The sequence below is a fragment of the Pseudomonas sp. c313 genome, from assembly GCF_055407145.1.
Window position 1 is genome coordinate 159664 of sequence record NZ_JBUZRD010000008.1, and the last position, 26769, is coordinate 186432.

General features: G+C 55.8%; 21 protein-coding genes and 1 pseudogene. 13 read left to right on the forward strand and 9 right to left on the reverse strand.

What is annotated here, in order from left to right; translation table 11 throughout:
- Window positions 1-9: 9 nt before the first annotated feature.
- Complete coding sequence (locus tag ACZRKZ_RS20800) at window positions 10-1074, reverse strand: gp53-like domain-containing protein (protein WP_463982594.1); 1065 nt, start codon at window positions 1072-1074, stop codon at window positions 10-12.
- A gap of 8 nt (window positions 1075-1082) precedes the next feature.
- Between ACZRKZ_RS20800 and ACZRKZ_RS20805 the strand changes: the two are divergent.
- A pseudogene (locus ACZRKZ_RS20805) lies at window positions 1083-1922 on the forward strand (site-specific integrase); the annotation flags it as partial.
- A 316-nt stretch (window positions 1923-2238) separates the two neighbouring features.
- On the opposite strand, the gene ACZRKZ_RS20810 reads toward ACZRKZ_RS20805, so the two are convergent.
- Window positions 2239-2586: a hypothetical protein gene (locus tag ACZRKZ_RS20810; RefSeq protein ID WP_133103088.1), complete on the reverse strand. Its 348-nt coding sequence runs from the start codon at window positions 2584-2586 to the stop codon at window positions 2239-2241.
- Window positions 2587-3159: 573 nt separating this feature from the next.
- Window positions 3160-3360 (reverse strand): hypothetical protein, encoded by a 201-nt coding sequence (locus tag ACZRKZ_RS20815; protein WP_463982595.1) that lies wholly within the window; start codon window positions 3358-3360, stop codon window positions 3160-3162.
- 224 nt (window positions 3361-3584) lie between these two features.
- On the opposite strand from ACZRKZ_RS20815, the gene ACZRKZ_RS20820 reads away from it, so the two are divergent.
- The 4 genes from ACZRKZ_RS20820 to ACZRKZ_RS20835 all read left to right on the forward strand — a co-directional run bounded on the left by ACZRKZ_RS20820 (window position 3585) and on the right by ACZRKZ_RS20835 (window position 8325).
- Window positions 3585-4565: an integrase domain-containing protein gene (locus ACZRKZ_RS20820; protein ID WP_463982596.1), complete on the forward strand. Its 981-nt coding sequence runs from the start codon at window positions 3585-3587 to the stop codon at window positions 4563-4565.
- Complete coding sequence (locus ACZRKZ_RS20825; RefSeq protein ID WP_463982597.1) at window positions 4562-4849, forward strand: hypothetical protein; 288 nt, start codon at window positions 4562-4564, stop codon at window positions 4847-4849. Before ACZRKZ_RS20820 ends, ACZRKZ_RS20825 begins: the two co-directional genes overlap by 4 nt.
- Window positions 4850-5311: 462 nt before the next feature.
- Complete coding sequence (locus ACZRKZ_RS20830; protein WP_463982598.1) at window positions 5312-6046, forward strand: hypothetical protein; 735 nt, start codon at window positions 5312-5314, stop codon at window positions 6044-6046.
- Window positions 6043-8325, forward strand: a complete 2283-nt coding sequence (locus ACZRKZ_RS20835; RefSeq protein ID WP_463982599.1) for a DEAD/DEAH box helicase — start codon at window positions 6043-6045, stop codon at window positions 8323-8325. The genes ACZRKZ_RS20830 and ACZRKZ_RS20835 overlap by 4 nt, the downstream gene beginning before the upstream one ends.
- 98 nt (window positions 8326-8423) lie before the next feature.
- Here the strand turns inward: ACZRKZ_RS20835 and ACZRKZ_RS20840 are convergent, their stop codons facing one another.
- Window positions 8424-9065: a hypothetical protein gene (locus ACZRKZ_RS20840; protein WP_463982600.1), complete on the reverse strand. Its 642-nt coding sequence runs from the start codon at window positions 9063-9065 to the stop codon at window positions 8424-8426.
- 1126 nt (window positions 9066-10191) lie between these two features.
- Between ACZRKZ_RS20840 and ACZRKZ_RS20845 the strand changes: the two genes are divergently transcribed.
- Genes ACZRKZ_RS20845 through ACZRKZ_RS20855 form a run of 3 tightly spaced genes read left to right on the forward strand, consistent with a single transcriptional unit; the run spans window position 10192 to window position 13516 of the window.
- Window positions 10192-11535, forward strand: a complete 1344-nt coding sequence (locus ACZRKZ_RS20845) for a CHASE2 domain-containing protein (RefSeq protein WP_463982601.1) — start codon at window positions 10192-10194, stop codon at window positions 11533-11535.
- Between the two features lie 37 nt (window positions 11536-11572).
- Window positions 11573-11938 (forward strand): hypothetical protein, encoded by a 366-nt coding sequence (locus ACZRKZ_RS20850; protein WP_133103076.1) that lies wholly within the window; start codon window positions 11573-11575, stop codon window positions 11936-11938.
- A 12-nt stretch (window positions 11939-11950) separates the two neighbouring features.
- Window positions 11951-13516, forward strand: coding sequence for a M48 family metalloprotease (locus ACZRKZ_RS20855; RefSeq protein ID WP_463982602.1), 1566 nt, complete (start codon window positions 11951-11953; stop codon window positions 13514-13516).
- A 95-nt stretch (window positions 13517-13611) separates the two neighbouring features.
- Here ACZRKZ_RS20855 and ACZRKZ_RS20860 read toward each other — a convergent pair whose 3' ends face one another.
- Complete coding sequence (locus ACZRKZ_RS20860) at window positions 13612-14898, reverse strand: OprD family porin (RefSeq protein ID WP_463982603.1); 1287 nt, start codon at window positions 14896-14898, stop codon at window positions 13612-13614.
- Between the two features lie 467 nt (window positions 14899-15365).
- Here ACZRKZ_RS20860 and ACZRKZ_RS20865 point away from each other — a divergent pair, with 467 nt between their 5' ends.
- Window positions 15366-17435 carry a TonB-dependent receptor gene (locus ACZRKZ_RS20865; RefSeq protein ID WP_463982604.1) on the forward strand — a complete coding sequence of 690 codons (2070 nt, stop codon included), beginning with the start codon at window positions 15366-15368 and terminating at the stop codon, window positions 17433-17435.
- 73 nt (window positions 17436-17508) lie between these two features.
- Here ACZRKZ_RS20865 and ACZRKZ_RS20870 read toward each other — a convergent pair whose 3' ends face one another.
- From ACZRKZ_RS20870 to ACZRKZ_RS20885, 4 genes are all read right to left on the reverse strand, one after another.
- Entirely contained in the window at window positions 17509-17721 is a 213-nt protein-coding gene (locus ACZRKZ_RS20870; protein WP_463982605.1) for a hypothetical protein, read from the reverse strand.
- Between the two features lie 243 nt (window positions 17722-17964).
- Window positions 17965-19071: an agmatine deiminase gene (gene aguA, locus ACZRKZ_RS20875; protein ID WP_463982606.1), complete on the reverse strand. Its 1107-nt coding sequence runs from the start codon at window positions 19069-19071 to the stop codon at window positions 17965-17967.
- A gap of 5 nt (window positions 19072-19076) precedes the next feature.
- Window positions 19077-19955: an N-carbamoylputrescine amidase gene (aguB, locus tag ACZRKZ_RS20880; protein WP_463982607.1), complete on the reverse strand. Its 879-nt coding sequence runs from the start codon at window positions 19953-19955 to the stop codon at window positions 19077-19079.
- Between the two features lie 206 nt (window positions 19956-20161).
- Window positions 20162-23071, reverse strand: coding sequence for an aminotransferase (locus ACZRKZ_RS20885; RefSeq protein WP_463982608.1), 2910 nt, complete (start codon window positions 23069-23071; stop codon window positions 20162-20164).
- A gap of 288 nt (window positions 23072-23359) precedes the next feature.
- On the opposite strand from ACZRKZ_RS20885, the gene rfbB reads away from it, so the two are divergent.
- From rfbB to rfbD, 4 genes are read left to right on the forward strand one after another with little or no spacing between them, the layout of a single operon-like run.
- Window positions 23360-24442, forward strand: a complete 1083-nt coding sequence (gene rfbB, locus ACZRKZ_RS20890; protein WP_463982609.1) for a dTDP-glucose 4,6-dehydratase — start codon at window positions 23360-23362, stop codon at window positions 24440-24442.
- Window positions 24439-25314: a glucose-1-phosphate thymidylyltransferase RfbA gene (gene rfbA, locus ACZRKZ_RS20895; RefSeq protein ID WP_463982610.1), complete on the forward strand. Its 876-nt coding sequence runs from the start codon at window positions 24439-24441 to the stop codon at window positions 25312-25314. The genes rfbB and rfbA overlap by 4 nt, the downstream gene beginning before the upstream one ends.
- Window positions 25311-25856 carry a dTDP-4-dehydrorhamnose 3,5-epimerase gene (gene rfbC, locus ACZRKZ_RS20900; protein ID WP_463982611.1) on the forward strand — a complete coding sequence of 182 codons (546 nt, stop codon included), beginning with the start codon at window positions 25311-25313 and terminating at the stop codon, window positions 25854-25856. The genes rfbA and rfbC overlap by 4 nt, the downstream gene beginning before the upstream one ends.
- Window positions 25853-26734, forward strand: a complete 882-nt coding sequence (gene rfbD / locus ACZRKZ_RS20905) for a dTDP-4-dehydrorhamnose reductase (protein ID WP_463982612.1) — start codon at window positions 25853-25855, stop codon at window positions 26732-26734. Before rfbC ends, rfbD begins: the two co-directional genes overlap by 4 nt.
- Window positions 26735-26769: the final 35 nt, after the last annotated feature.

Here is a 26769-nt window from a genome sequence, read left to right on the forward strand (position 1 = left end):
TTCAAGCTCCTAATAGCCGATGGCGATCCAAAAAAGACTGTTGTTTGCATTGCCATTAACGTAGTCAGGGCCGAGCCCCATCAAATACTTTGAACGATCAGGGACAAGCACCCAGGTGCTATTGCCATGTGCAAAATTCGCCATGGCAACCATGGCTATTGCCGCCGTTGGAAACGTCATGGGGAAGAACCGGAAACCCGTGTCGCTATGTGTCTCTGTGCCGCATCCCCATTGAATGACCAGTCCCCCCAACCAGCTCGGCAAGGAAATAAACCCCGTGGCCCCAAGCGAAAAAGACACGCCCATCCGCAGCTTTTTGGGCGTGATATACGTCGTGTCGTCGGCGCCCACGTTGAGCTGCTCGACCGTTGAGACTCGGGCAATTCCGTGGACTGCCTCGGTAGCCTGAACATTGTTCGCCTTGTCATCCGGGTTGAAATTCGCCTCGGTCCAGAAGCGATAGCGATTGTTCCCGGCTGACCAGCCGCCAAAGGCAAACTGGTTATCCGTATCCAGGCCAAAGAAAGTTGCGTACGAACCTCCACGGTAAAATGCGATCACCGCTGGGGCCGTATCTACATCCGCGTTGAAAATGCCAATCGGGGCATGGCTTTGACTGTAATCAGCCGCTGCTGCAAGCGTTGGCAAAGCACCGGAGGAAAAATAGGTCGTAGGGTTAACTGCCCCACCCTGCTGGACAAAGCGCACATCACTTTGATCTTTGGTGAATACGTCAGCCTTGTTGGCTTTCTCCTCAATGTCCTTATTCAGCAGCCGCTTTACCCCCGCCACCATCTTGGTGCTGGCCAGCTCTGAGCTGCTATCGCTCGCACTGTCATCACTGATCGCATTGGGTAGCTTGCCCAGGCCCACGTCGTCCTTGGTCGTAGCGCGGGCCCGCAAGCTTGCGTAGTCCCCCGTCCGGGCGGCGAAGTGCTGTACCAGTGATCCCGCGATGGGCTCCATAGGGCGGCGATCGGTAATGGTGTTGGCGTTGGGCAGATCCGCAAGGGCCACGCAGTAGTGCTTTACGCCGGCGCTGTCGGTGTAGTCCGGGCGAGCTGCGCCGAACACCACCTGCCAGCCGAGACGTCTTGCTGGATATCCCGACCAAACTGGGAAAGCCGCTGGGCGATCTGGACGTCAGAAAATTCACGCCTGCCCTGGTGCAGCGCCTCATCGATCGACTGGCCGACGAGGGTACACCCTCGAAGGCAGCCCACGTTCTGAGATACCTACGGCGCGTGTTGCAGTGGGGCCGCAACCGTGGATTCATCGACGTGAACCCAGCCCTGGGCATTGAGGCCCCAGTCGAGCGTAAACAGCGACGGCTGCCGAGATCCTCCGTCATGCTCGACCTGATCGAACGCGCCCGCGTGCTGGGTCAACTCAAACGTGGCCAGCCAGGATCCTGTCCGGAGTACTTGAGCTACGTGATGGAGCTGGGCTACCTGTGCCGGCTACGCGGCATCGAAACGGTGACCCTCAGCGATGCCAACGAATTGCCAGATGGGATCCTGACGAACCGTCGCAAGGGTAGCCGGGACAACATCGTCCGTTGGACGCCTCGGCTTCGCGCAGCCTGGGATGGCGCAAAGGCGTACCGATCGGGCGTATGGCAACGCACAGCATCACCAGTGCCGATCGCTGCAGACAAGCGCTTCATTATCGTCGCTGCACACGGCGGTGCACTGCAAAAGTCGAGTCTGGACAGTGCCTGGCAGCGCTTCATCACCGCAGCCATCGAAGCAGGCGTGTTAGCCGCGGCTGACCGGTTTGGCCTTCACGACTTGAAGCGACGAGGAATCACCGACACGGTAGGCACTCGAGCAGACAAGCAACAGGCCAGCGGCCATCGGGTAGAAGCGATGATGGATGTGTACGACCTGAGCGTGCCCCTGGTAGACCCCTCCGCTCCATAAATCCTTGCGTAATAAGGATTTACCCCCCCCTATAGAATCAGCACCTTACGGCTGCCTCGACGTAACAAGGTATGCCGTAAGTCGTTGTTTTACATACAGAGAGCAGCATCCTTGTAATCAGTAGGTCCCGAGTTCGACTCTTGGTGCCGGCACCATACAAGGTTACAGAGAAGGCTTTCAAAATCTCTGGAACCCCCGAAAAACCCGCCTTCTGGCGGGTTTTTTCGTTTTGGGGTTCCGGTGAATGTTACTCGGATGAAGGTGAAGCGGATCATTGATTGAATCCGCCCGCCCCCATATCCCTGAGGTAATCCCGCTATGGGAAGATACCTAAAACCTCAGGGGTCAAGATCTGAAGCCCTATCCCCGATAACAGACTTGTACCCAGCAAGAAGAGAGCTACTTTCAACACCAAGCGAATACCACCGCCGAACCCTTTATGACGCAATAAATAGCTGGCAACAATCTTCCTGTAACCATCGCCGTGGCTAAGCGCATAGGCGATCGCTACCGCGAAAACAAACCATGCAGCGCGCTCAGGATGAGGCATTGTGATTATGGTCAACGCCAAACCAACACAAACAAAACCAATGCTATTAACTTTCTTGAAATAGCTCTTGGCGATGGCTTCATCTTCATCGTCCAGAAAGAAATTCGGTCTCATTGATATGCTCCTTTTAAGATCACAGTGCCGATCACCATGTCATCCAGTCACAGATTAAGAACTCTCCCTGACCGTTTCCACCCAAAGCAGGCGCGTTACTCCCGCAAATCGACAGGAGCATGTCACTCCACACGAATTTGTAACCAGACCGGAGCGAACGCTACTCGCCTAAAAGCAAAACGTGGCGCAACTGAGTAAGCGCTTGGCCTTCAGATCTCAGCGATCCGCTTGTCCACGCGGGTCCATCCACAGCCGCAGAACTCCCGAGAACTCGAGCCTTGACTCGAATTATCCACAGGCGTAGAAAAGATCGGGCAAAGCGCTGTCGCTGACAGCAACCCCAGGTAGCCAGAACCTTTAAGGCTACGCCACACCGTGGTGGTTCTCCCAAAGTGCGATTAGCGTCCGGCGGCTCGCACGGTCACAGCGATGTGATGGATGCCTACTTTTACCAGTGTGCCCACTGCGGCAACTTTCCCCTTTCATAGCTGCCTTGCAGCAACCTATCCGCTTGGCCATTTCATTGCGCCAACCTGCGCCCGTCTCTTTCTTCAGAAAAGAGACGGGCGCTCCTCACACTGCTGCAGCCCACGTCTGATTGGGCTCTGCGGCAATTCCCTCTGTGACAATCGGCGTGACAAACACCGAAGTCACCAGCAACAGCGACGCAGATGATGGTGCCGCAGCCCAAGTAATGGACTGCACCTGACTGACAGTCAGGCATGCCCCGGTCATCGCTTCACTGCCTTCACCCGACTCAGGATCTCGCGTCATTGGTCTCGTCAGTCAATGCAGCCTCCACCCGCCCACTTCTTCGGAAGTGCTCAGGAGGCCAGATCATGAGATGCCCAAGCTCCCGGTCGTAAGGAGCCGCCAGTCCCGCGTTAGTGGACAACCCTCACAGGTCGCAGGGGCCTTGATCCCTGATAACACTCAACATTCGTGGCGGGATGACGTGGGGAAGGTTTTAAGGGTTTGGCTTCGAGGGGAGTTTGATCATGGCGTTGGTCGATAAACGGGACGGACGCAATTTTGGCTATGGTCGGCAGTTGAGCTATGCCGGGCCGCAGGCATTGCGCGATCTGTTTGGCGGCGGGCACTACGGCACGGTCAAAGCGCACAGTGACCGCTGGCAGGCGTTTGTTCGGTGGTGCCGGTCGGAGGATGGACCAGGATTTAACGATGCACGACAAATTGATCGGCAGACCCTGCTGGAATACACCGAATATCTGCGTCAGCAAGTTGAACAAGGCGCTATAGGCATCGCCACCGCGCAAAACCGATTGTCCAGCGCGAACCGGACCATGGCTGCGCTTCGCGGTGATCAGTATGTGAAGGTCGTAAGTCCGAGCAAGGCGTTGGGAATGCGGCGCACCAGTGTTCGCCAATCGGTTCCGCAAGGCCAAGATCGCGAACATGTGAAACGGATCGTCGACGTACTCTGCGAACACCAAATGCAACGCGCTGCCGCCATCGTGCACTTGGCCCGAGCCGCCGGAATGCGCTTGCGCGAGGCCATTTTGGCCGACCTTCCTCGACTGCAACGGGAAGCCGAGCAACTCGGGAGGATCAACATCCAGGACGGCACCAAAGGTGGTCGCTCGGGAGCCTCGGCCCCTCGGTGGATAACGGTGGATGAGCACATCCGCGACGCACTGACATTCGCCCTTCAAGTCTCGCCTGATGGTAGCCACAACCTGCTTGCCGTAAATGAACGCTACCTCGATTTCCAACAGGTAATCGTTCGCCCCGCACGGGAGATTCTCCATACGCACAACCTCAAGGGCTTCCACGAATTGCGGGCGACCTATGCGTGCGAACGCTATGAGCAAATCACCCAGCATCCTGCGCCCATCAACGGTGGCAATTGCTACAAACTTGATCATCACCTCGATCAGGAGGCCCGAGCACAAATCAGCTATGAGCTGGGACACGGTCGTATCGACGTAGTGTCGGCTTACGTTGGTGGCCGAGCATGAGTAAGGCATTCGATATGGAGCTGTTTCTAGCGGGCATCCTTACCGGTTCGGTCGCAACTCGTAAGCGCCACATCCGCCAAGCTAAAGTCATTCAAACGGCTATCGCCGATCGATGGAAAATACGTAATCCATGGAAGTGGAAACAAAAACACTTGGTGTGGTTCGTACGCCACAGGATTGGTACTCGCTCTGGCGCGACCAAATATTACTACTGGTTAACCATCCAACTGATCGCGCTCAAACTCGATAAAGAATGGTTTTTACGGAACAGAGTCTGCCCATAAATGGCAATTGCACTTTGTATTCATCAACAGCGATTTACACGGTTCGCTCTTCGCGATAGCCTCCTGTTATGGCTTAAGGCCATGAAAGGACGCCGAAGGAGCCGGAATGGAAAGCCGTATTCAAGAACCGCTATGTGCCCACAATACACCGAAGTCATCGTATCGGTCGCTCCCATGCGTGGCGCCAATTCCTCTACCCCTCCCATATTTTCTTTCGGCCTCTCTCCCTGCTCGAAGAGCGCAGAAGTCGAGATCCCTAGGCCCTCTATGTCTGGTCGATCCTCCCAGGCCATTTTTTGAGTTTTTTTCGAAAAACTCCCCAAGGGATCTCGCTATTGAAAATCCTCTTGGCAATGCGACTTACAATATTAATTTAAGAGACTTGAATTTCCTATTCTTTCTCCTCGATTCATTTATTCGACCTCAGCCAGTCTCGGCCTCCCACTATTCTGGAAAAGTCTGATGAGCAATGTACCTTCGTATGGTAGCGACGTAGACGATTTGGCTTGGGGCTGCACACATACAGAAATTTTATATAAAACAGCGGCGAGCACCGTAAAAATATGTCACGTGAAAATTAGTGACGTGAAAAAAATAGCGTTTGAACTCTCAAACTCAGTTATTGATACATCGTGGATTATGGATTTAGATACAGGAACTCGCAGATCCTATCAAAAAACTGCCGCAGAAACTGCTCAGCTTCTCGTAAACATATTTGAGAGCACCGCAAGTTCTAGCATCGTCGCAGGGGAGTTCGGCGAACTCATGGTATCCATCGGCTCAGCAAGGGCGTTAGAGCTAATTTTTAATCATACTAGAATTCCCATAGCGGAACTATGGAAACCGCAAGCAAAGCAAAATGAAGGTTTCGATTTCCATACTACATGCACATCTAGCTTGATAAATTTTGGAGAAGCAAAGTATTCCTCCTCTGCAAGTCCCCACGGAAATGCGTTAGCTCAAGCTTCAGATTTCTTAGACGCCGAAAAACATTTTCGTGATCGAGTGCACTTGGTAAATTTGGTATCCGCAGATGCAATTGACAACCTTGACAATGAGAAATTCGGAGTCATTGCTGCCTTTTCGATAAACGCAGTAAATCCAGCAACCATATTTTATAACGCTCTAAAGACCGCTAGCGAGATAGTATCACTTGGCAAGATATCTAATATATATCTCGTAGGGGTCAGCAATTGATAATTGAAGAAATCAAAAATAGCTTGGACCCATACTCTGAACTACTCGATATATTAGATACACTACATAGGATAGGGCCTATCGACGGTGGAATACTGGAAAAACTTAGCTACTATAAAGAGTTTCATAGCAAAGTTTTTGCAACCATAGAAGAGCAAATAATTTCTGCACTTGGCCTATTTTACAAAGTAAAGTCCCCGAATAATTTATACTCATTCCTACTATCAGCTTTTGGTGACCAACACAAAAAGGAGTTTGGCGAATTTTTGACTCCGGTCCAAGCTAGCGTTAGGCGAGCAATCGAAAGCAAGCAATTTGTGTCCATCTCCGCGCCTACAAGTGCCGGCAAGTCCTATTCAATACGAGATTTCATTGCCGACCAAGTAGGAGATGCAGTCGTTATCGTCCCTTCTCGTGCCCTAATCGCTGAATATGTAAACACCATGAAGAGGAAGTTTAATGGTGATAAGGGAGTAATGATTTCAGCTTTTGTTGATAACATTTTTACAAGCCGAAATTTGAGACGCATTTTCGTGCTTACCCCCGAAAGAGCGCGAGATCTATTCTTAAGCAATCTCAAATTAAACATACGTGTGTTTTTCTTCGATGAGGCTCAGGTTTCAGAGGAGAAAATACGCGGGATTATGTTTGATGTACTTGTAAGAAGAGTCCAAAAAATATTTCCACTTGTGAAGCTAATATTTGCTCATCCTTTCGTAGACAACCCAGACGCACAATTTAAGAAACACAACATATCTTCAGTAAACAGCTATGCCCGCTCATATACTCATGGTGCGGTTGGAAAGCTATGCATTCATCGCCACGCAAATGGCAGAACTTACTATTTTTCTCCATACATTGAGAGTGGCCATACTCTTAAAAATTGTAGCGAATTTCACGATGGTTTTGAAGCCTTTGCCTTTAACGGACATCACTCAATTTTAATTTATGTCTCCAAGGCATCCATCTACAATGGAACATTCATCGAAAACTTCCAAAGCCACATAGATACATTTACTGAAATCACTCATCCCGAGGCAACTGAAATAATCGATACCGTGGAGCACCTTCTCGGTGCAGACCAGAGTGACCATAAGTCAAGAATGGTTTCACTTTTAAAGAAGGGTATCGTTATTCACCATGGGTCAGTCCCATTAGAGGTTCGTTTTTTGCTCGAAGACTTCATAAGAGGAGGGTTCGCAAAAATCTGCTTCGCTACTAGTACTTTGGCGCAAGGAGTAAATATGCCGTTCGATATTGTCTGGTTAGACAATATGCGATTTCTTGGCGACGGCGACGATGATAAGTCTTTGGCTTTTAAAAATCTCATAGGTAGATCTGGCCGCTTATCCACAGAGCAGCGATTCGACTACGGATATGTGTACACAGCCAACCCGAAACTATTTATCGAAAGAATTAACAATAATTTCAAACTAAACGAAAAATCCGTTATTGACTTACCACTTGACAATGAAAACTCAGACTCGAAAGAACTCATTGACTCGATCAAAGATGAAACATTTGATGATGACCTACATCTCCCCACATCGAAAGCGGAAAGGTTAATAAAAGCAGAAGCTTTAGCTAATGCAAAGAGAATACTTGACATTATATATCGACCTGGCGGAACTATAAAAGATAACATCGGGGGACAGTCGAACCTAGGCGCTAGGACCGAGGTAGTTCAATGCTTTAAATTTATATTCGAAGTCTCCCTTGATCGCGTTTTGTACGACGGAGAGATTGCAGTATTTGAAACCGCAATAAACTTATTCATACAGTCCATTCAAGGTAAATCATTTAGAGAAATCGTGGGCGGTCGCTACAGCTATCTTTCCCGTAGGGATGAAGGAAAAAATGGTACTGCTAGGTTTTCACAACCCGCAAACAAATTACCAGATAGTAAATTAAAGCGAAAATTTTCCCTTTTTCCTAATATACCGGCTAGAGAAGTAAGTTATGATGCAATTGTATTTGACACCTACGATTACATGGACCAGGTAGTATCATTCTCGCTTTCAGACACTTTTACTGGCACCTTTAAAATATATCTGAAACAAGCTCATGATCCTCGAGCCGAAAAAATCATTGAGCTGCTTCGGTTCGGGACCAACAATGTCGTACATACATTATTGATGCGTTATGGTTTCCCTCCGGAAGATGTTGCGGAAATAACCCCATACATCCAATCCATAAACGAAGCAAACATCATATTCAATAAAAATATAGATGAAGCACCTACTTACATCAGGCAGCTTGCTGATTGGTATCGCAGTTAATTAGCAAAAGTCGAAAAACTTTAAACTTGGAAGTGTACACATCCAAGTTTAACTGGCTATAGCTCACGTTGATTTAAACAACAAACGCAGCACACAATTTACTTTTTATCCGTAATGGAGTTGATAGGCCGGATCTGAAATTTCTTCGTATATAATGGCGACTTAAAGTATTGACCAACTTTCTCAGCTGTTTCTATTAGCGCATCAACTTTATCCTCCAGCTCGTCATCTCTATAAGCAGTCGATCTATCATTGGAAGAGAACGGCAAGTCAGGATTCGATGTTAAACATGGAATAGACGCGTGCCCAATTTCTTGCAAATACTGAAGAAAAGCTCCCTCCGCCATTACCAAACCATAACGACGCCACGCATATTTTTTACCCCAGTAATAGCCATCTGTTGCAGCATGAGTTACACGCTGGTCATTTTTTGCGGTATTTTCTACTAAAATATCATTTGACTGCTGCTTAGCTGCCAAAAAGCTTAGTATTTTATTAACAGAATCTCCTTTACCCATTGCCGATGGGTCAATAATATTTCGACCATCGGGCATTGTTCTAAATCCAATATTGTAGCGTTCTCCATTCAGCAACACGGGAGCGCTATTAGCTTCAAATTGATAGATGGTATCTGTCGTGAAGGGGGTGAATTGATGAAGAAACTTTCCATTGGCCAGAGGAATTATTCTGTAATTCCTAATAATCACGTCGTGACGGGTCTGTAAGTCTCGCGATTTCATTTGTCTTCCTTGAGGTTAGGCAGCAATCTAATATGCAGGCAATGTGCCATTCTTGCAAGGTTCATACGCTGTAAAATCGGGCATAAACAGTGCCAGTCATTCGGACCTATTGGCACATCTGGTAAAACGAGACTAAGTTTTTCCAAAAGGATAAATTTAGAGATACTTATCAGCATGCAACAAAAAAATCTAATAAATAACAATAGCTTAAGTTTTTATTCGACTCCTGGTGCCGCACCATATAGAACAACGACTTAGGCTCACCTTTTGGTGGGCCTTTTCCATTTTTGGGTTTTTCAGTTCTAAATTTTCCCCGTTCGTTCCCCGTTTCGTGTTCGTCCCCTCCCTCCGAGGATATTTTCCTACTGCCCAAGGTGTCCCATATCAGGATGCAATGAGCGGTCATGATCACCACACCCTCGATCAATCAAAATCCAGATCAACCGATCATCTCCACACTTTTTCGGTGGTGGTGCTGGAGCCGTGTGGCACTTCCATCACACTGAGGCGTTCTTGCCATTCCCCCCGCGCCAGCACCACCCCGGATCAGGGTAGTGGTCATTCATGGGGTTAATTTCACAAACTGCCGCATGCCTGCATGCGGTGGTCAACGTCATGGCGCGTTGAGGGTTTGCTATTGATTCGATACCGTTGAAGTGGCGTTAGCTGCGTATTTCGGCCCATCGTGACAGCTCATTTCGCTAACAACGTAACTGATTTTCCGCCTGTTCCGAAACATACGGAGCACTGCCTTACAGCCATTGCTGTAACGGGCAATGCTGCGGGTCCTCACGCCAAGGCTTCGGCGGTTTGTGTCAGGTTGAATCCGGTGCGTCGCTGCACGTCTTCAAGCTTTTCGCCGAAAAACGCGCTGATCTCGGGCACGCGGATGGCACTTAGCCATATTTCTAATTGACACCCCTCCCTTGGTCCTTTAAAAACCCATGCATTCGCTGTGGCTGTTGTGGGGCGAGCTTGCTTGCGCGATGGGTTCATGGGTGTCGTGTTTATCCCGTGAGCGCGCGTCATCGTTCGCGACCATCGCAGGCAAGCCAGCGCCTACAGAACAGCCAGAACAGCCAGAACAGCCAGAACAGCTGCATTACTCGCCTTTATCGAGACATGGATGTCGAAGAATCCCCCTCTTTTCAACTACCGCCGCTATTGGCTCGCTGCCCTTATTGTGTTGCTGGCTGTGCTCGATCCTTTTGGTCTGGCCAGCTCAAGCGACAAGGCCTCCGCGCAGTGGCTCAACCGTATGCTTGCCAGCAAATACCACAACGACGGTCAGCAGCGGATCGCGGTGGTGTTGATCGACGATGCCTATCTGATGCGCAACAACACCTCGTGGCCGATGCCGTATGGCGAGCAGAGCAAGCTGTTCAAGCGTTTGCTGGCGTACAAGCCCAAGGCGCTGTTTGTGGATTTGTTGTACAGCCACGATCACTCGTTCGGTGATCCGGCGCGGGGCAGTCAGTTGTTGGCGAATGTGTTTGAGCGTTATCAACGTCAAGGCATTGCGTTGTGGCTGGCCAATACCGGGGTGGCGCGGGGTGAGGACGGGCAGGCCAATACGCTGGAGCATTTTGCCCAGGTGAGCCAGCCGGCGCTGGTGGTGTGGGATGGCGTCGACGACAAGTATCCGCTGGCAGTGCCGACGGCGTTGGGAGTGATGGAGACGCCGGCGTTGGCGATGTATCGGCAGTTTTGCAAAGGGCTGGCGTGCGATGAGTTGCCGGCGGATGCCGAGGCAGCGGCGCGGTTACCGCCGATTGCGGTGCAGTGGGGGTTGAAGCTGGCGCCGGAGCAGGTGCGGATTGCCGATATTCGTCATTGCACGCCGTCGCGCAATTTTGTGCTGGATGGCGTGGCGCAGTTTTTCCAGGCGGTGTTCTGGAAGCTCGATGACTCGGCCCAGGCGCGCTGCCCTTACAGTTTTACCTTGTCGGCCAGTGATCTGGAGGTCAGTTCCGAGGAGGATCAGGCCTTGCTCGCTGAGTTGCTGCGTGATCGGCTGGTGATGGTCGGGGCGAATATTACTTCCACGGGCGACTTGGTGCAGTCGCCGGTGCACGGGCAGGTTCCAGGGATTTATCTGCATGCCATGGCGCTGGATAACCTGATCACCGACGGCATGGATTACGACCGGGAGCCGGCGAATCTGCCGTTCTTCAATATCAATTGGCTGGACGGACTGGAGCTTGGGCTGTTGGCGTTGATTGCCGTGCTCAAGGCCCTGCACGCCCGGCGCTCGGCCGGCCTGCATACCTGGAGCCGTTGGCGGCGCCAGGAGATCTGGTTTTTCTCTTCGCCTTACCTGTCGTGGCTATTGGTGATGCTGGTGTTGTTGGCGGTGTGTGTGCTGCTGCACTTCAACCACATCACGCCGGTCAACGTGCTGGGGATTGTTTTGCTGTCACTGGTGCTGTTCAGCGAGCGGATCGAAGCCTTTTTCGACCGTGGTCGCTGACGGTGCCGTTTTCTCGTCTTACTCAAGGAACTCAAGGATGAACAGAACCTTCATCGTGTTACTCGTCGCACTCTTCAGCCAAGCCGTGCTGGCCGAAACCCACGCCATCAAGGCGTTCCTCGCCGACCCGGTGGCGGTGCTGGATGAGCAGGGCAAGCAAGAGCGGGAAATCGCCCAGAAGGACGCGCCCAAACAGCCGGTGCCCGTGTTGCAGTACAACAAGGCGCTGGACCTGGTGCAGGTGGAGCTGGCGGGCCAGAAGGTCTGGCTGGACACCATGGACCTGCGCATCGACCCGCCGCTGAATGTGGTGGATCTGCCCTGCCAGATGATGCCCAAGAGTCTGGCCAAGGACAGTCACAACAATTCCACCATCGGTTTTGGTGCTGGCTGCAATCAATAAGGGAGCATCGCGGTGAAGGGATATCTATTGCTGGCCAGTGCATTACTCAGTGGTTGCGCCACCTTGAAGGGTGCCGACCAGGCGTTTCTGAACCTGGTGGGGCCGTCGACCCAGTCGCGGGTCCAGGGCCACTATGTCGATAACACCGACGTGCGCCAATACTACAAGCTCGACCCGCAACGCCAGGGCCAGCAGCGCTTGAGCTATGACGGCCACACGGTGCCCGCCGCCGAGGCGCGCCAGCAGAACCTGGTGGATATCCCGATGTTGCAGGTGTATTTGCAGGGCATCGTCACACGCCTGTCCAAGGGCTGGCCGGGGGAGTTGCCAGTGTTGCAGGTGAAGATCACCGACAGTTACGGCTTCGGGCCGTCGGCGGACCCGTACGGCAATATCTTCGTGCCGCTGGGCATGCTGGATAACGTGCGCAGCGAAGATGAAATCGCCGCGATGCTGGGCCATGAGATGAGCCATGTGTTGCTGCATCACCATGACCGCTCGGCGGCGTTCCAGCAGCAGAAGGAAATGTTCACCACCGTCGCATCCACCGTGGCCCTGGCGACGATGGCGGCAGACACAGGTATCGATCGCAGCTCCGGGACCATGAAGCTGTTCAGCAAGGACCCGGCGGGCACGCAGAAGACCATTGGCAACACTGTGTTGTACACCGCGCTGGCCAATTCCTTTTCCGACAATATCTGGAGCACCGCCTGGGGTCGCAGCCAGGAAGACCAGGCAGATTTGCTGGGCACTGACTTGATGATTCGCGCCGGTTACGCACCCCGCGCGGCGACTCATAGCCTGGAGCGGCTGAATGATTTCCAGGGCAAGCAAAAACCATTGCTCAGCGGTTTTCTCACTGCCCGCAAGAACGCCATGCAGGACTCGCTGCAGCAGTTCAACCTCAACCGCTTCACCCAAGAGTTGGACGTGCTGGTCAAGGACGGCCTGACCACCAGCATCGCCGCCACCAGCCAGTATTTCAACCGCTCCCATATGTCAGCCATGGACCGTGACAAGGAACTGCGCGAATACCTGCAACGCGAGTACCGCCAGGAGCGCCGCGCCAGGGTTAACACCCAGAGCTGGCCAAAAGTGCGTGACGCCGCGCCGGTGGCCAAGGCCATGCAGGGCTACAAGGACGCCTACGCCGCCACCGCCGCCCTGGAGAAGAACAAGGTGCCCGAGGCTGACGCCTTTATCCGTCGCGCCTTGAGTTCGCCGGTCAAGGACCAGCCGAACATTCGCCGCACCGCCTACACCGTGCGCCTGGCCCAGGGCAAAAACGCCGAGGCGTTGAAGGAGTTGCAGGCAATCAAGGACTGGTCGCTGGCCGGGCCGTCGACCTATGACTTGATGATCAGCTACCACCTCAAGCGCGGCGACGGGCAAGCGGCGCTGGCGATGATCGACAAGGCCGAGCGTCACTTGGGTTCGGAAGAGCTGTTTATCACCGAGAAGCTGCTGGCCAACCAGCAGTTGCAGAACACTCAGCAGGTGCAGACGGTGCTGCGCAAATGTGAGCAATACCCGATGCGCAAGGCCGGCTGCAAGAAGCTGGCGCCCATGAAAGCCTGAGTACTCGCCGCCAACACGCGTTAATCACAGGCATAAAAAAACCCCGACACGTCGGGGTTTTTTATCGCCTTGTATCAGGCACTGCACTAGATCAATTAGAAAACGTTGATCGGGTAGTCAGCGTACAGACGGATTTCGTTACCGCCCTCGTTGTATTTACTGGCGTTGTTGGAGACGCGCAACCACGACGCACGGGCACGCAGGCTCAGGTCTTTGGCTGGGCCGGCTTGTACCACGTATTTGAACTGGTTGAAGATCTCACGCTCGCTGCCATCGCCACGGCCGCTGCCGTCGTCGATGTTGGTGCCGCGCACGTAGGCAATGTTGTAGCTCAGGCCAGGAACACCGAAGGCGCTGAAGTCGAGGCCGTAGCCTGCCTGCCAGGAGCGCTCGTCTTTACCGTTGAAGTCGGACCAGTAGGAGTTGGCCAGCAGGATGGTGTTACCACCGTCACCAAAGCCGCCATCGTTGCGGTAGCCACCGTACAGGTAAGCGGTGTCACCGGTGCTGCGCTGGTGGGCCAGGGTCAAGCTGTGCGGACCAAAGGCCCATGTGGCGCCCAGGCTCCAGATCTTGTTGTCGCGGGCATCGGCATCACCTTGGTTGTCCAGGGCGAAGCTCTTGTCCAGCTTGGTTTTGTAGCCGTTGAAGTCAAAGGTCAACGATTGTTTTTCTGGCAGGGCCAGCACGTAGTTGACGTTGACGTATTGTTTCTTCAGCACGTTTTCCATGTCGGAAGCATAAAGAGCGGCCGACAGGCTTTCGGTGAATTTGTAGCTACCACCGATGTAGGTGATGTTTTTCAGGTCGCCGCTGTCGGTGCCTTCGGCACTCTTGCGTGCTTCCTTGGTGAAACGCCCGGCGTCCAGTTGCAGGCCTTCGATCTCTTGGGAAACGATGGAAGTACCGGTATAGACTTCCGACAACAGACGGGAATTGTCGTACTGAAGGACCGGCACGGCTGGCATCTGCTCACCGTACTTAATTACGGTGTTGGAGATGCGTGCCTTGACGGCTGCGCCGCCCTTGGCCAGGTCGCTTGCCGCTTCGCCGCTGTCACCTTGCTTGAAGAAGTCGATACCGCCATTGCCGCTTTTGCCTTTACCGCCATCCAGACGAACAGCGTATTGGCCCGTCACGTCGACACCAAAACCTACAGTGCCCTGGGTGAAGCCGGACTCGAACTTGCCGATGATGCTTTGACCCCATTCGGCGTTGTCTTGCCTGCCATTCTTGTAGTCGCGGCTGATGTAAGCATTACGCAGCGCGATGTTCAGGTGGCTGTCTTCTACAAAACCCTTGGATTGCTCCTGATCGTTAGCCATTGCCTGTGTTGCGCTCAAAATCCCCAGAGCAATCAGACCCATCCGTTTATTCAACATCTTTTTATATTCCTTATTACTGGTTGAGTACGCGCTGTGATACCAGGCTCCGTGTAGCTCTTTTGGTGTCGGCTTATCACGGATAAAAAAAGGCCCACGGACGACTGAACATGCCGCGGGCCTTTTATTATTGGGAAGTCATGGCGGTTAGCCACAGGCGTTGGGGCGAATCCTAGTCGCGCCTTTAACTGCATGTCAATTTCGTGAATCGTCTGTATTTAGGCAAAAAAATTCTAAGTAGTATTATTTGGCCATCTCTCGCATGAGGCAGGCGCATTTGCAGCTCATTGAGTGAACATCCATCTGTCTCTCAGGGAAGTTTCCCGGTGCGACAAAATATCCACGCAAAAAACACATTCCGTAACACATTACCGAGAAGCCGTGCGCAAGAATGAATAACGCAAGCAAATAGTAAGCATTATCATTCGCGCACTATTTCCTACCCTTCTTTTCGGATGCACTCCCAGATGCCTGCCCCTCGCCTGACGCCCATAACCATTGGGCTTTGCGTATTGCTGTCCGCCGGATTTGCCTGCGCTGCGACCACTCTGCCCGAAACCTCCATCAGCGCCGAAGCTGACGAAGACGATCCGCGCATCAAAGAAACCACCACCGCCACCCGCACCGCCACGCCCGTGCGCTACGTGCCCCAGGCCATTAATTCGGTAAAGACCGAAAACCTGCGCGCCTACGGCACCAATGACCTGGGCCAGGCGCTGAGCGGTATCCCCAACGTCAGCAGCGGCGCCGACACCCGTTTTGACAGCCTGCGTATCCGTGGCTTCGAGGCCAGCAGTGACTTCTACCTGGACGGTATCCGCGACGACAGCCAATACGTGCGCGACTTGCACAACATCGAGCGCATTGAAGTGCTCAAAGGCCCGGCAGCAGTGTTGTACGGGCGCGGCGGCCAGGGGGGCATCGTCAACCGGGTGAGCAAACTGCCCCAGGCCGGTCACGCCTCCAGCATTGAAGCCCAGGGCGGCAGCAATGACCTGCGCAGCCTGTACGCCGACCTCAGCACTGACCCCTCCGACGACATCAGCCTGCGTCTGAACATGGGCAACCAGGACAACAACAGTTTTCGCGATGGTGTCAGCGGTAATCGACAACTGTTTGCACCGTCCATGAGCTGGCAACTGACCCCGCAGCTGAATTGGCTGGTGCAATACGAATACAGCCGCTACAACCGCACGCCGGATCGCGGTATTCCCGGCGTCAACGGGCGCCCGGCGGATGTCGGCCGCGACACCACCTATGGCGACAATCGCGACTATATCGACGACACGTCCCAGTCCCTGCGCTCCAAACTTGCCTACGAACTCAACGACAGCTGGCAACTGCGCCACACCCTCGGCGTGTTCAAGCTCGACAGCGATTTCGACAACACCTACCTGACCGGTTACAACGCGTCGACCAACAAAGTCACGCGCCAGCGCTGGCAGCAGGACCTGACCACCCGCAACATCTTCAACAACGTCGAACTGGAAGGCGGCTTCAGCACCTTCGGCCTGGAGCACCGCCTGCTGACCGGCGTGGAACTGGGCAGCCAACGCCGTGACCCCAAGCTGTACAGCGGCGGCCAGGCGGTGCCCGGCCTTGATTTGAACCAGCCCAATCGCGACCTGAGCCACACCGGCCCCATGACGATTTCCAGCAACAACCACACCGAAGTCGAAAGCCAGGGCCTGTATGTGCAAGACCAACTGCGCCTGAACGATCAGTGGCAACTGCTGGCAGGTTTGCGTTACGACCGCTTTGAAGTGGATACCACCAGCAAAGTGGCCAACACGCGGCAAAAGGTCGACAGCCACAACACCAGCCCGCGCGTGGGCCTGGTCTGGACGCCGCTGGAAAACCATTCGTTCTACGCCTCCTGGAGCAAGACCTTCTCGCCTACCGGTGGCGGCCTGATCGGCATTACCCCCAACGCCGCTGGCAACGCCAACGACCTGAGCCCGGAGCTGACCAAGCAGAAGGAAATCGGCGTCAAGAGCGACTGGTTCGACGATCGCCTGAGCACCACCCTGGCCGTGTACGAGCTGGAACTATACAACCGCCGCACTCGCGACCCTCTGGACCCGACTATCACCCTGCTCAGCGGCCTGCAACGCTCTCGCGGTGTAGAGCTGACCGCGACCGGGAAGATCGTCGGTAATTGGTATGTGCGCGGTGGTGTCGGGCTGCAGGATGCCAAGGTCGAGAAGGACAACAACGGCTTTGAAGGCAAGCGCATCAGCGACGTGGCCAAGCGTAACGCCAGCCTGTTCGTCACCTGGAAGCCCGAGATGGGCTGGTACGCGGAAACCGGGTTGACGTTGGTCGGCGATCGTTATGCCGATAACGCCAACACAGTAGTGCTGCCGGGTTACGGGCGCTGGGACGCACTGGCCGGATTCCGGCAGAAGGAATGGGATGTAAGGGCGGCGCTGAACAACATCAGCGACAAGACGTACTACGCGTCAGCGACCAGTGCGTTCCAGATTCAGCCGGGCGATCCGCGTAGCTTGGTGGTGACAGGAACATACAGCTTTTAGGCACTACCGCACTTTTTGTGGCGAGGGGGCTTGCCCTCTCGCCACAAGGTCAGTGCAGATCTGGCTCTGTTATTCAGTCTTTCATCAACTCACACAACACCTGCAGCTCATCCTCGCTCAACAGCCCCACCGGATATCGCTCACTCATAACCCGTCGCGAATCAGGCGTCCTGATCTGTCGCGAGCCGTTTGCCTTCAACCAAAGTGCCAGCGCCTGAATCGCGTTGCCATCCACCATCAAGGGATGGGAGGTGCGCGTGTAGATCGTGTTGATTTCGGCGTTCATTCCAGCGTTCTCTCCTACTGCGTAAGCGGTCAACTTACTCAAGGTTTATGACAGAACCGTGCAGTCACACACCTTGATAACCGTCACAAAGCAGATACAAGGGCGATGCCAATGTCTGCAGTTTGTCGCCGCGCAGACAAAAAAAAGCCCACAACCTTGACGGGCCATGGGCTTGCTGCAATCGCCAGAACAACATCCTGGCTGACAGTCGCTTCCTGGGGAAATCGGCTGTTACAACTGCACTCAGATTTTGTGCGGTGCCGGCTGCTGTTGAGTCAGGCAATGGATATTGCCGCCCCCCAGTAACAGCTCGCGGCCCGGCACCATCACTACTTCATGCTGCGGGAACAGGCCCTGAAGGATTTCCCGTGCGCGGTTGTCCAGCGGGTCGTCGAAACTCGGCGCGATGATGCCGCCATTGACGATCAGGAAGTTGACGTAGGAACCCGCCAACCGCACGGTCGGATTACGCTCCTGGGTGCCATCCACGGGATCAACACCGGCGCACTCTTCCTCGGTCGCATACAGCGGGCCAGGAATCGGCATTTTATGCACTGTGAACGAGCGGCCCTGGGCATCGGTGCTGCTTTGCAACACGTCCAGTGCGGCGTGGCAGCGCGCGTAGTTCGGGTCTTGCGGGTCGTCGGTCCAGGCCAGCAATACTTCACCTGGGCGCACGTAGCAGCAGAAGTTATCCACATGGCCGTCGGTTTCGTCGTTGAACAGGCCATCCGGCAGCCAGATGATCTTATCCACAGCCAGGTTGGCGCTGAGCACCGCTTCGATTTGCGCACGGTCGAGGTGCGGATTGCGGTTGTGGTTAAGCAGGCATTCTTCGGTGGTGATCAGGGTGCCTTCGCCGTCGACGTGAATCGAGCCGCCTTCCAGCACAAAGCCTTCGGTGCGGTAACGTGGGCTGCGCTCGATCTCCAGGATCTTGCCGCCGACCTGGGCATCACGGTTCCACGGTGAATACAGGCCACCATCAAAACCGCCCCAGGCGTTGAAGTCCCAGTTCACGCCACGGACTTCACCGCGGTTATTGATCACGAAGGTCGGCCCGGTATCACGTACCCAGGCGTCGTCGCTGGACATTTCCACCAGGCGAATATTCGGCACGTCCAAACGGGCACGGGCGTTCTCGTACTGGCCGGCCGAGACCGCCACGGTTACCGGCTCAAAGCGGGCGATGGCCTTGGCCACCGCTACGTGGGCAGCCTGCGCCGGCTTGCCGCCCAGACGCCAGTTGTCCGGGCGCTCGGGCCAGATCATCCACGCTTGGGTCTGGGTCGCCCACTCGGCCGGCATGTAGAAGCCGTCAGCGCGAGGTGTGCTGTGCAAAGTGGTCATGGCGGTCAGGACTCCAGGGAACCGTCGAGGGTTTTCAGCGCGCCGTACAGGTTCGGGCGGCGGTCACGGAACGAACCCCAGGCACTGCGGATGTGCTCCAGTTCGTCGAGGTCAAAGCTGTGCACCAGGATGCCTTCTTCGGTCTCGTTGAGTTCTTCAACCTTTTCGCCGAACTGGTTGGCGATAAACGACGAGCCGTAGAAGTCGATGTCGTAGCCGTCCTGCTCTTCGTTGCCAATGCGGTTGCTGGCGATCAGCGGCATCAGATTCGCGCCGGCATGGCCTTGTTGCACGCGTTGCCAGTGATCACGGGACGAGATGGTCTTGTCATGTGGCTCGCTGCCGATGGCGGTCGGGTAGAACAGGATTTCCGCGCCTTGCAACGCCATGCTGCGGGCGCATTCCGGGAACCACTGGTCCCAGCAGATGCCCACGCCGATTTTTGCGTAACGGGTGTTCCACACTTTGAAACCGGTGTCGCCGGGGTTGAAGTAGTACTTTTCGTGGTAGCCAGGGCCATCCGGGATGTGGCTTTTACGATAAGTGCCGAGGTTGGAGCCATCAGCATCGATGATCGCGATGCTGTTGAAACGCGCACGGCCGGCCAGCTCGAAGAAGCTGATGGGCAGAACCACCTGCAACTCCTTGGCGATTTTCTGGAAGTGCTTGATGGCGACGTTGTCTTCAACAGTGGTCGCCAGTTGCAGGTAATCCGGGTTGGGCTTCTGGCAGAAGTACGGGCTCTCGAACAGTTCCTGGATCAGGATGATCTGCGCGCCTTTGGCTGCAGCCTCACGGACCAGCTTTTCAGCGGTCTCGATGTTGGCTTCAAGGTCCCAGGAACAGGCCATCTGGGTAGCGGCGACGGTAACGATACGGCTCATGAATCATCTCCTGGGCGGTGGTCAATGATCAGGGTGGCAGTGATCGATGACAGAAAAGGGAACGCTGGACGCCAGTGTATAGCGTCGGGGGCATGGGCGACTTTATAGCGGATAAAAATCGGCTTTTGAAGTACCCATAGATCCACTCATCGAAAAAAATCCTAAAATTACCGATAACAATCGGGTTATCCGGGTGAATGATCGCCTTACAACTCCTCACCCAACACCTTCGACAGCATGTCGACAAAGAAATCCACACTGCGCCTGGAGGTGACCATCGGCGGCTTGATCTTGAGGATGTTCAGATAATCCCCGGTCGGCTGCATGAATATCCCCAGCTCCCGCAGCCGATCACACAGCAACGCGGTTTCTTCGGTGGCCGGCTCCAGGGTCTGCCGATCACGCACCAACTCCAGCCCCAAGTAGAACCCGGAACCATGCACCGCACCCACCAAGGGATGGTGCTCAGTCAACGCTTCCAACCGCGCCTTGAAATGCCCGCCCACCACTTGGGCGTTTTCCCACAGCTGTTCTTCTTCCATGACATCCAGCACCGCCATGCCAATCCGGCAACTGACCGGACTGCCGCCCGAGGAAGAAAAGAAGTACCCCTCGGCCTCCAACGCCTCGGCGATTTCCCGTCGGGTGATCACCGCGCCCAAGGGTTGGCCGTTGCCCATGCCCTTGGCCATGGTGATGATGTCCGGGACCACACCCTGCTCTTCAAACCCCCAGAAGAAATGGCCCATACGCCCGTAGCCCACCTGCACTTCATCGGCGATACACACACCACCCTGGGCACGGACCAGGGCATATACCTGTTGCAGATAGCCCGGCGGCAGCGATATTCCGCCAGCATTGCCGTACACCGGTTCGCAAATAAAGCCCGCCAGTTGGCGCTTGTGGGCGGCGATTTTCGCCAGATTGTGTTCGACGCTGCGCACGTAGTCTGGTGCGCTGTCCTGGCCGCGAAACTCGCCGCGATAAGTGTTCGGCGCGGTCACCGGGTGCACCCAGTCCGGGCGGCTGCTCAGGGCCAGGGGGTTGTCGGCAATCGAGGTGGACACCGCATCAGCGGCCACCGACCAGCCGTGATAAGCCTCCAGCACGCTGAGCATGTCGCGCCCGCCGCTGTAGGCCCAAGCCAGGCGGATCGCCAGGTCATTGGCCTCGGTGCCGCTGTTGACCAGAAATACCCGGTCCATGGAATCCGGCGCCAGCGCCAGCAAACGCTCGGAAAACTCGGCAATCGCTGCGTAGTGAAAGCGTGAATTGGTGTTGAGCAGCGACCATTGCCGCGCCGCCACTTGCGCCATGCGCGGATGACCATGGCCCAGCACTGCGACGTTATTGAGCATGTCCAGGTAGGAACGGCCCTGCATGTCGATCAGATGATTGCGCCAGCCGCGCTCGATACGCGGCGGGTCGACGTAATAATGCTTCTGCGAACGAGCGAAACTGGCGTCGCGCCGGGCCAGCAAGGCGTCGGAGTCCAGCTCCGGCTCGGCGTCACAGGCCAGCCCCAGCAGCGCCGCTGGCGAAGGGCACAACGCCTGCCACGCCTGCGCCCGTGACGGTGAGCAGAACAGCGGCGCCTCAAGATCGGCGCGACACACTTGCACCGTCAACGGCCCGCCAGCCTCGCCGAGCACCTGGCCCTTGAGCACCGCTGCGCCAGGCTGCAATAAGGCTTTCACGCCCCACAGCCAAACAGTCAATTGAGCACTGTGCAGCGACAGCCTGCCATCGGCGGCATAGTGCAGGGTGCCGGCGAACGGTGATTCCACGGTGGTGCCGTCTGGCACCCATAGCTCTACGTGGATCGGGAAGGTGTCTGGCTCAGCAGAACTGTCAGCACAGGTGCGGGACAGCCGATATTGACCATAACGACTGGCCGCCAGCCCATGAGCCACCGCGGCCTCGTGCAACAGTCGCCGATCAATACCGGGCAACTCCCAGTTGCCCGCCTCGAAATGCGGGCTGAGTACGCCCAGGTCAATCAGCGCGAACTCACGCCCCACCAGCCCCGGTAATAACGGCGCGAAGCCCTCACTGACAATTGGCGGCAAGGCGCCACCGACGCAGGTCAGGATCGCTGCATCCATCAGTTCAAAAGGCACGGACGTGGCAACGTGGAAAATCTCCCACTCGTGCTTGGCATTCTTCAGCAGGTACTGGTTCTGCGGGTCGAGGCGCTGCTGCTGTTCACTGCTGAGCACCAGCACCGCCGCACGGGCAACAATCAGCGGCCACAACACCTGCAACTCTTGCGGCTGCAAGGGCGTGATGGCATGACAGGCGTGAATCGCCGGCAGGATGGCAAACGGATCACCCTCGGCGTGATGCAGCAATGCGGCGCACGTCACCGACAGGTCGGCGATGCGCCAGGTGCGCACCAGGTCGCCGAAATCGATGACGCCCTGGATCTGCCAGTGGCGCTGCTCATCCCGATGCCAGACCACATTGTCATCGGTGATGTCCATGTGCACCGCTTGCTGGGGCAGGCCATCGGCCAAGGGTCGCACCCGCCGTTCAACCTGCTCTGCCACTTGCTCAAGGGCCGCACGCTGCGGCAGGTTTTCCAGGGTCGACAACAGATAGGTAATCAGTTCATGGGCATGGCGCGGGTCCCATTGCAGGGTGCGCGCAAGGCCCGGATGCTCGAAGCCGGCCAACGCCTGGCTCATGCGCCCGCAAAGCTGGCCAAATCCGGCGATCACGTCACGGCCCAGATGGGGTAGATGGGTCAGCGGCTGGCCGTCGATATAATCCAGCAGCCGCAGACGCACGGTTTGCCCGTCGACCGTTTCCGTCAGCAACTCTTCGCCATTGAGGGCGGCAATCACCCTCGGCACCCGCACATCCGCGTGTTCCTGCAGGTGCTGAAGAGCAGCGTGCTGCGCCTGCAACTCAACAGCGGCATAGTCGCCCCGACAGATTTTCAGGACAAACCGGCCGCGATCACTGTCGACCCGGTAGTTGAGGTCTTGCTGGCTGCCCAGGGACTGCAACGTGCCGGTGAGGCCGTAATGCTGCTCAAGCCATTGCAACGCCTGCTCAGGGCCGACCTGTGGGCACGGCAGACTGGCGCGGTGAATCAACGTGGCGAGCAGCATGTGACGACCCCTTGGTGTTTTATCAGGCGCTTATATCGCCACTGTTGGTGGGTGTTAAGCAACCCCCGAAGCTGCATGAAATGTCTCATTCAATGCTGTTGTCTTCGATAACCAACCATTTTTGCGTAACCGTAACCCATGGTGAAGATCGATACAGGAGAGCTTGGTCTTGCGAAAAATGAATCCCGGCGCCCTCCAATCTGACCACCGCCCCTTGCACCGCTCCCCGCATGCCCGCAAGCTATGCACCATTCGCTCAATGTCCGTCTAAGGAAAAGGCCTCTCGACATGCGCATTCTTGTCACTGGTGGTGCAGGTTTTATTGGCTCCGCACTAATCCGTCATTTGATTCAACACACCGAGCATGAAGTGCTCAACCTCGACAAGCTGACCTACGCCGGCAACCTTGAGTCGCTGACCAGCATCGCGACCAATACCCGCTATGAGTTCGTCCAGGCAGATATCATCGACCAGGCCGCCGTCAGCGCAATCTTGGCGCGCTTCGAGCCCCAGGCGATCATGCACCTGGCGGCCGAATCCCATGTCGACCGCTCCATCGACGGCCCTTCGGATTTCATCCAGACCAATATAGTCGGCACCTACAGCCTGCTGGAGGCCACCCGCGCCTATTGGCAGACGCTGGCGGAGCCTGAAAAGAGCGCCTTGCGCTTCCACCACATTTCCACCGATGAGGTGTATGGCGACCTGCACGGCGTCGATGACCTGTTCACCGAGACCACGCCCTACGCGCCAAGCTCGCCGTATTCCGCCAGCAAGGCCGCGTCCGACCACCTGGTGCGCGCCTGGCAGCGCACCTATGGCCTGCCGGTGCTACTGACCAATTGTTCGAACAATTACGGGCCGTTCCACTTCCCCGAGAAGCTGATCCCGCTGGTGATCCTCAATGCCCTGGCCGGCAAGCCACTGCCGGTGTACGGCGATGGCCTGCAAGTGCGCGACTGGCTGTTTGTCGAAGATCACGCCCGCGCACTGCTTAAAGTCGTCACCGAAGGCGTCGTAGGCGAGACCTACAACATCGGCGGCCACAACGAGCAAAAGAATATCGACGTGGTCCGCAGCATCTGCGCCCTGCTGGAAGAGCTCGCGCCACAGCGCCCAGCCGGTGTTGCGCAATTTACCGACCTGATCACCTTCGTCAAGGATCGCCCAGGCCACGACCAGCGCTACGCCATCGACGCCAGCAAGATCGAGCGAGAACTGGGCTGGGTGCCTGAAGAAACCTTTGAAACCGGCCTGCGCAAAACCGTGCAGTGGTACCTCGATAACCTGGAATGGTGCCGCAGGGTCCAGGACGGCAGTTATCAAGGTCAACGACTTGGCTCCACCGACATGAAGGACCTGATTGCATGATGAAGGGAATTGTATTGGCCGGTGGCTCCGGTACCCGTTTGCACCCCATTACCCTGGGCGTTTCCAAGCAGCTGTTGCCGGTGTACGACAAGCCGATGATCTACTACCCAATCTCGGTGCTGATGCTGGCCGGGATCAAGGATATCCTGGTGATTTCCACTCCGGTGGATCTGCCGCAATACCGCAACCTGCTGGGAGATGGCAGCCAATTCGGCGTGCGCTTTACCTATGCCGAACAACCCTCCCCCGATGGCCTGGCCCAGGCATTCCTGATTGGTGAGGAGTTTATCGGCGAAGACCCGGTGTGCCTGATCCTGGGCGATAACGTCTTCCACGGCCAACATTTCGGCGACCAACTACGCACTGCTGCTGAACGCCCATCCGGCGCCACCGTGTTTGGCTACTGGGTCAAGGACCCGGAACGCTTCGGCGTGATCGACTTCGACAGTGAGGGCCGCGCCCTGTCCATCGAAGAAAAACCGGCCAAGCCCAAATCGAGCTATGCGGTAACCGGCCTGTATTTCTACGATAATGACGTGATCAAGATCGCCAAGGCGGTCAAGCCGTCGCCGCGCGGCGAGCTGGAAATCACCGACATCAACAATGCTTACCTCAAGCGCGGCGACCTGCATGTCGAGCGCTTTGGGCGTGGATTCGCCTGGCTCGATACCGGCACCCATGACAGCCTGTTGGAAGCCTCGACTTATGTGCAGACCATTGAGCACCGCCAAGGGCTGAAAGTGGCCTGCCTGGAAGAGATTGCTTACCAAAATGGTTGGATTGATCGTGATCATTTGCTGGAACGGGCCAAATATTTTGGCAAGACCGGCTACGGCCAATACCTGTTCATGATTGCCAGGGAAGCGCAATGAAAGTCACTGAAACGACATTGCCTGGCGTGCTGATCATCGAACCTAAGGTATTTGGTGATGAACGCGGCTTCTTCTACGAAAGCTTCAACGCCCGGGCCTTCGAAGAGGCCTCTGGGCTGAAACGCGACTTCGTCCAGGATAACCACTCGCGCTCGCAAAAAGGCGTGTTGCGCGGCCTGCATTACCAGCTCGAACACACCCAGGGCAAACTGGTGCGCGTCACCGCCGGAGAAGTGCTGGACGTGGCCGTCGACATTCGCCGCAGTTCGCCCAACTTCGGGCAGTGGGTCAGCGTGCGCCTGTCAGCACAGAACCATCGCCAGCTGTGGGTACCAGAAGGTTTTGCCCATGGTTTCGTGGTGTTGAGTGAATTCGCCGAGTTCCTCTACAAAACCACCGACTACTACCAGCCCAGCGCCGAGCGCAGCATTCTCTGGAATGACGCGACGCTGGCCATCGATTGGGAACTGACGGAACCGCCACAGCTGTCCGCCAAGGACCAGAACGGCAAAAGCCTGCAAGAGGCTGATCTGTTCCCATGAACCCCCCCCTGAAAATCCTCATCAGCGGCCAACACGGCCAGGTTTCCCAAGAGCTGCAACAGCGGCTCAAGGGCCTGGGCGAATTGGTGATCCTGGGCCGCGACCAGCTCGACCTGACGTACCCCGAGCAAATTCGCCAACAGGTGCAAGCCCATCGCCCTGGGTTAATCATTAACGCCGCAGCCCATACCGCCGTCGACCAGGCCGAAAACGAGCCGGATGTCGCCTTTGCGATCAACGCCACGGCGCCAGGCATCTTCGCCGAAGAGGCCAAGGCCCTGGGCATCCCGCTGATCCACTACTCCACCGACTACGTATTTGACGGCAGCAAAACTGCGCCCTATACCGAAGACGACGCGCCAAACCCGCTCGGCGTCTACGGCAAGAGCAAGCTGGCCGGCGAACAGGCCATCGCGGCCGTGGGCGGTGAGCACCTGATCCTGCGCACCAGTTGGGTCTACTCGACCCACGGCAAAAATTTCCTGTTGACCATGCAACGCCTGCTGCAGGAAAAACCGCATATGCGCATCGTCGCCGACCAGATCGGCGCGCCGACCTGGGCCGGGAGCATCGCCAACAGTACCCGCGCCTTGATCGAGCACTGGCAGGCAGGCCAGGCAGGCAAATGGGGCACCTATCACCTGACCGCCCAGGGCGAGACCTCCTGGTTCGGTTTTGCCCAGGCCATTGGTGAGCAATTGCTGGCCGAAGGCAAGGCCTGCGCCAAGTTGGAAGCAATTCCCTCCAGCGCCTATCCAACGCCGGCAAAGCGCCCCTTGAACTCGCGCCTCGATTGCAGCCGTCTACAGCAACAATGGCAAGTCTCGCAACCACAATGGCACGACGCATTGCGCGAGTGTCTTGCCGGGCAGCACTAGGCATAATGCGCCTGTACCCCCAGGCGCCCGACTCC

Excerpts from the sequence above, each read along its gene's own strand:
- ACZRKZ_RS20840 (WP_463982600.1), bottom strand. The coding sequence starts at position 9,065 with ATGAAATCGCGAGACTTACAGACCCGTCACGACGTGATTATTAGGAAT.
- ACZRKZ_RS20825 (WP_463982597.1), top strand. The coding sequence starts at position 4,562 with ATGAGTAAGGCATTCGATATGGAGCTGTTTCTAGCGGGCATCCTTACC.
- aguA (WP_463982606.1), bottom strand. The coding sequence starts at position 19,071 with ATGACCACTTTGCACAGCACACCTCGCGCTGACGGCTTCTACATGCCG.
- ACZRKZ_RS20870 (WP_463982605.1), bottom strand. The coding sequence starts at position 17,721 with ATGAACGCCGAAATCAACACGATCTACACGCGCACCTCCCATCCCTTG.
- ACZRKZ_RS20810 (WP_133103088.1), bottom strand. The coding sequence starts at position 2,586 with ATGAGACCGAATTTCTTTCTGGACGATGAAGATGAAGCCATCGCCAAG.
- ACZRKZ_RS20830 (WP_463982598.1), top strand. The coding sequence starts at position 5,312 with ATGAGCAATGTACCTTCGTATGGTAGCGACGTAGACGATTTGGCTTGG.
- rfbA (WP_463982610.1), top strand. The coding sequence starts at position 24,439 with ATGATGAAGGGAATTGTATTGGCCGGTGGCTCCGGTACCCGTTTGCAC.
- rfbC (WP_463982611.1), top strand. The coding sequence starts at position 25,311 with ATGAAAGTCACTGAAACGACATTGCCTGGCGTGCTGATCATCGAACCT.
- ACZRKZ_RS20885 (WP_463982608.1), bottom strand. The coding sequence starts at position 23,071 with ATGCTGCTCGCCACGTTGATTCACCGCGCCAGTCTGCCGTGCCCACAG.
- ACZRKZ_RS20865 (WP_463982604.1), top strand. The coding sequence starts at position 15,366 with ATGCCTGCCCCTCGCCTGACGCCCATAACCATTGGGCTTTGCGTATTG.
- aguB (WP_463982607.1), bottom strand. The coding sequence starts at position 19,955 with ATGAGCCGTATCGTTACCGTCGCCGCTACCCAGATGGCCTGTTCCTGG.
- ACZRKZ_RS20820 (WP_463982596.1), top strand. The coding sequence starts at position 3,585 with ATGGCGTTGGTCGATAAACGGGACGGACGCAATTTTGGCTATGGTCGG.
- rfbB (WP_463982609.1), top strand. The coding sequence starts at position 23,360 with ATGCGCATTCTTGTCACTGGTGGTGCAGGTTTTATTGGCTCCGCACTA.
- rfbD (WP_463982612.1), top strand. The coding sequence starts at position 25,853 with ATGAACCCCCCCCTGAAAATCCTCATCAGCGGCCAACACGGCCAGGTT.
- ACZRKZ_RS20845 (WP_463982601.1), top strand. The coding sequence starts at position 10,192 with ATGTCGAAGAATCCCCCTCTTTTCAACTACCGCCGCTATTGGCTCGCT.
- ACZRKZ_RS20850 (WP_133103076.1), top strand. The coding sequence starts at position 11,573 with ATGAACAGAACCTTCATCGTGTTACTCGTCGCACTCTTCAGCCAAGCC.
- ACZRKZ_RS20815 (WP_463982595.1), bottom strand. The coding sequence starts at position 3,360 with ATGACGCGAGATCCTGAGTCGGGTGAAGGCAGTGAAGCGATGACCGGG.
- ACZRKZ_RS20860 (WP_463982603.1), bottom strand. The coding sequence starts at position 14,898 with ATGTTGAATAAACGGATGGGTCTGATTGCTCTGGGGATTTTGAGCGCA.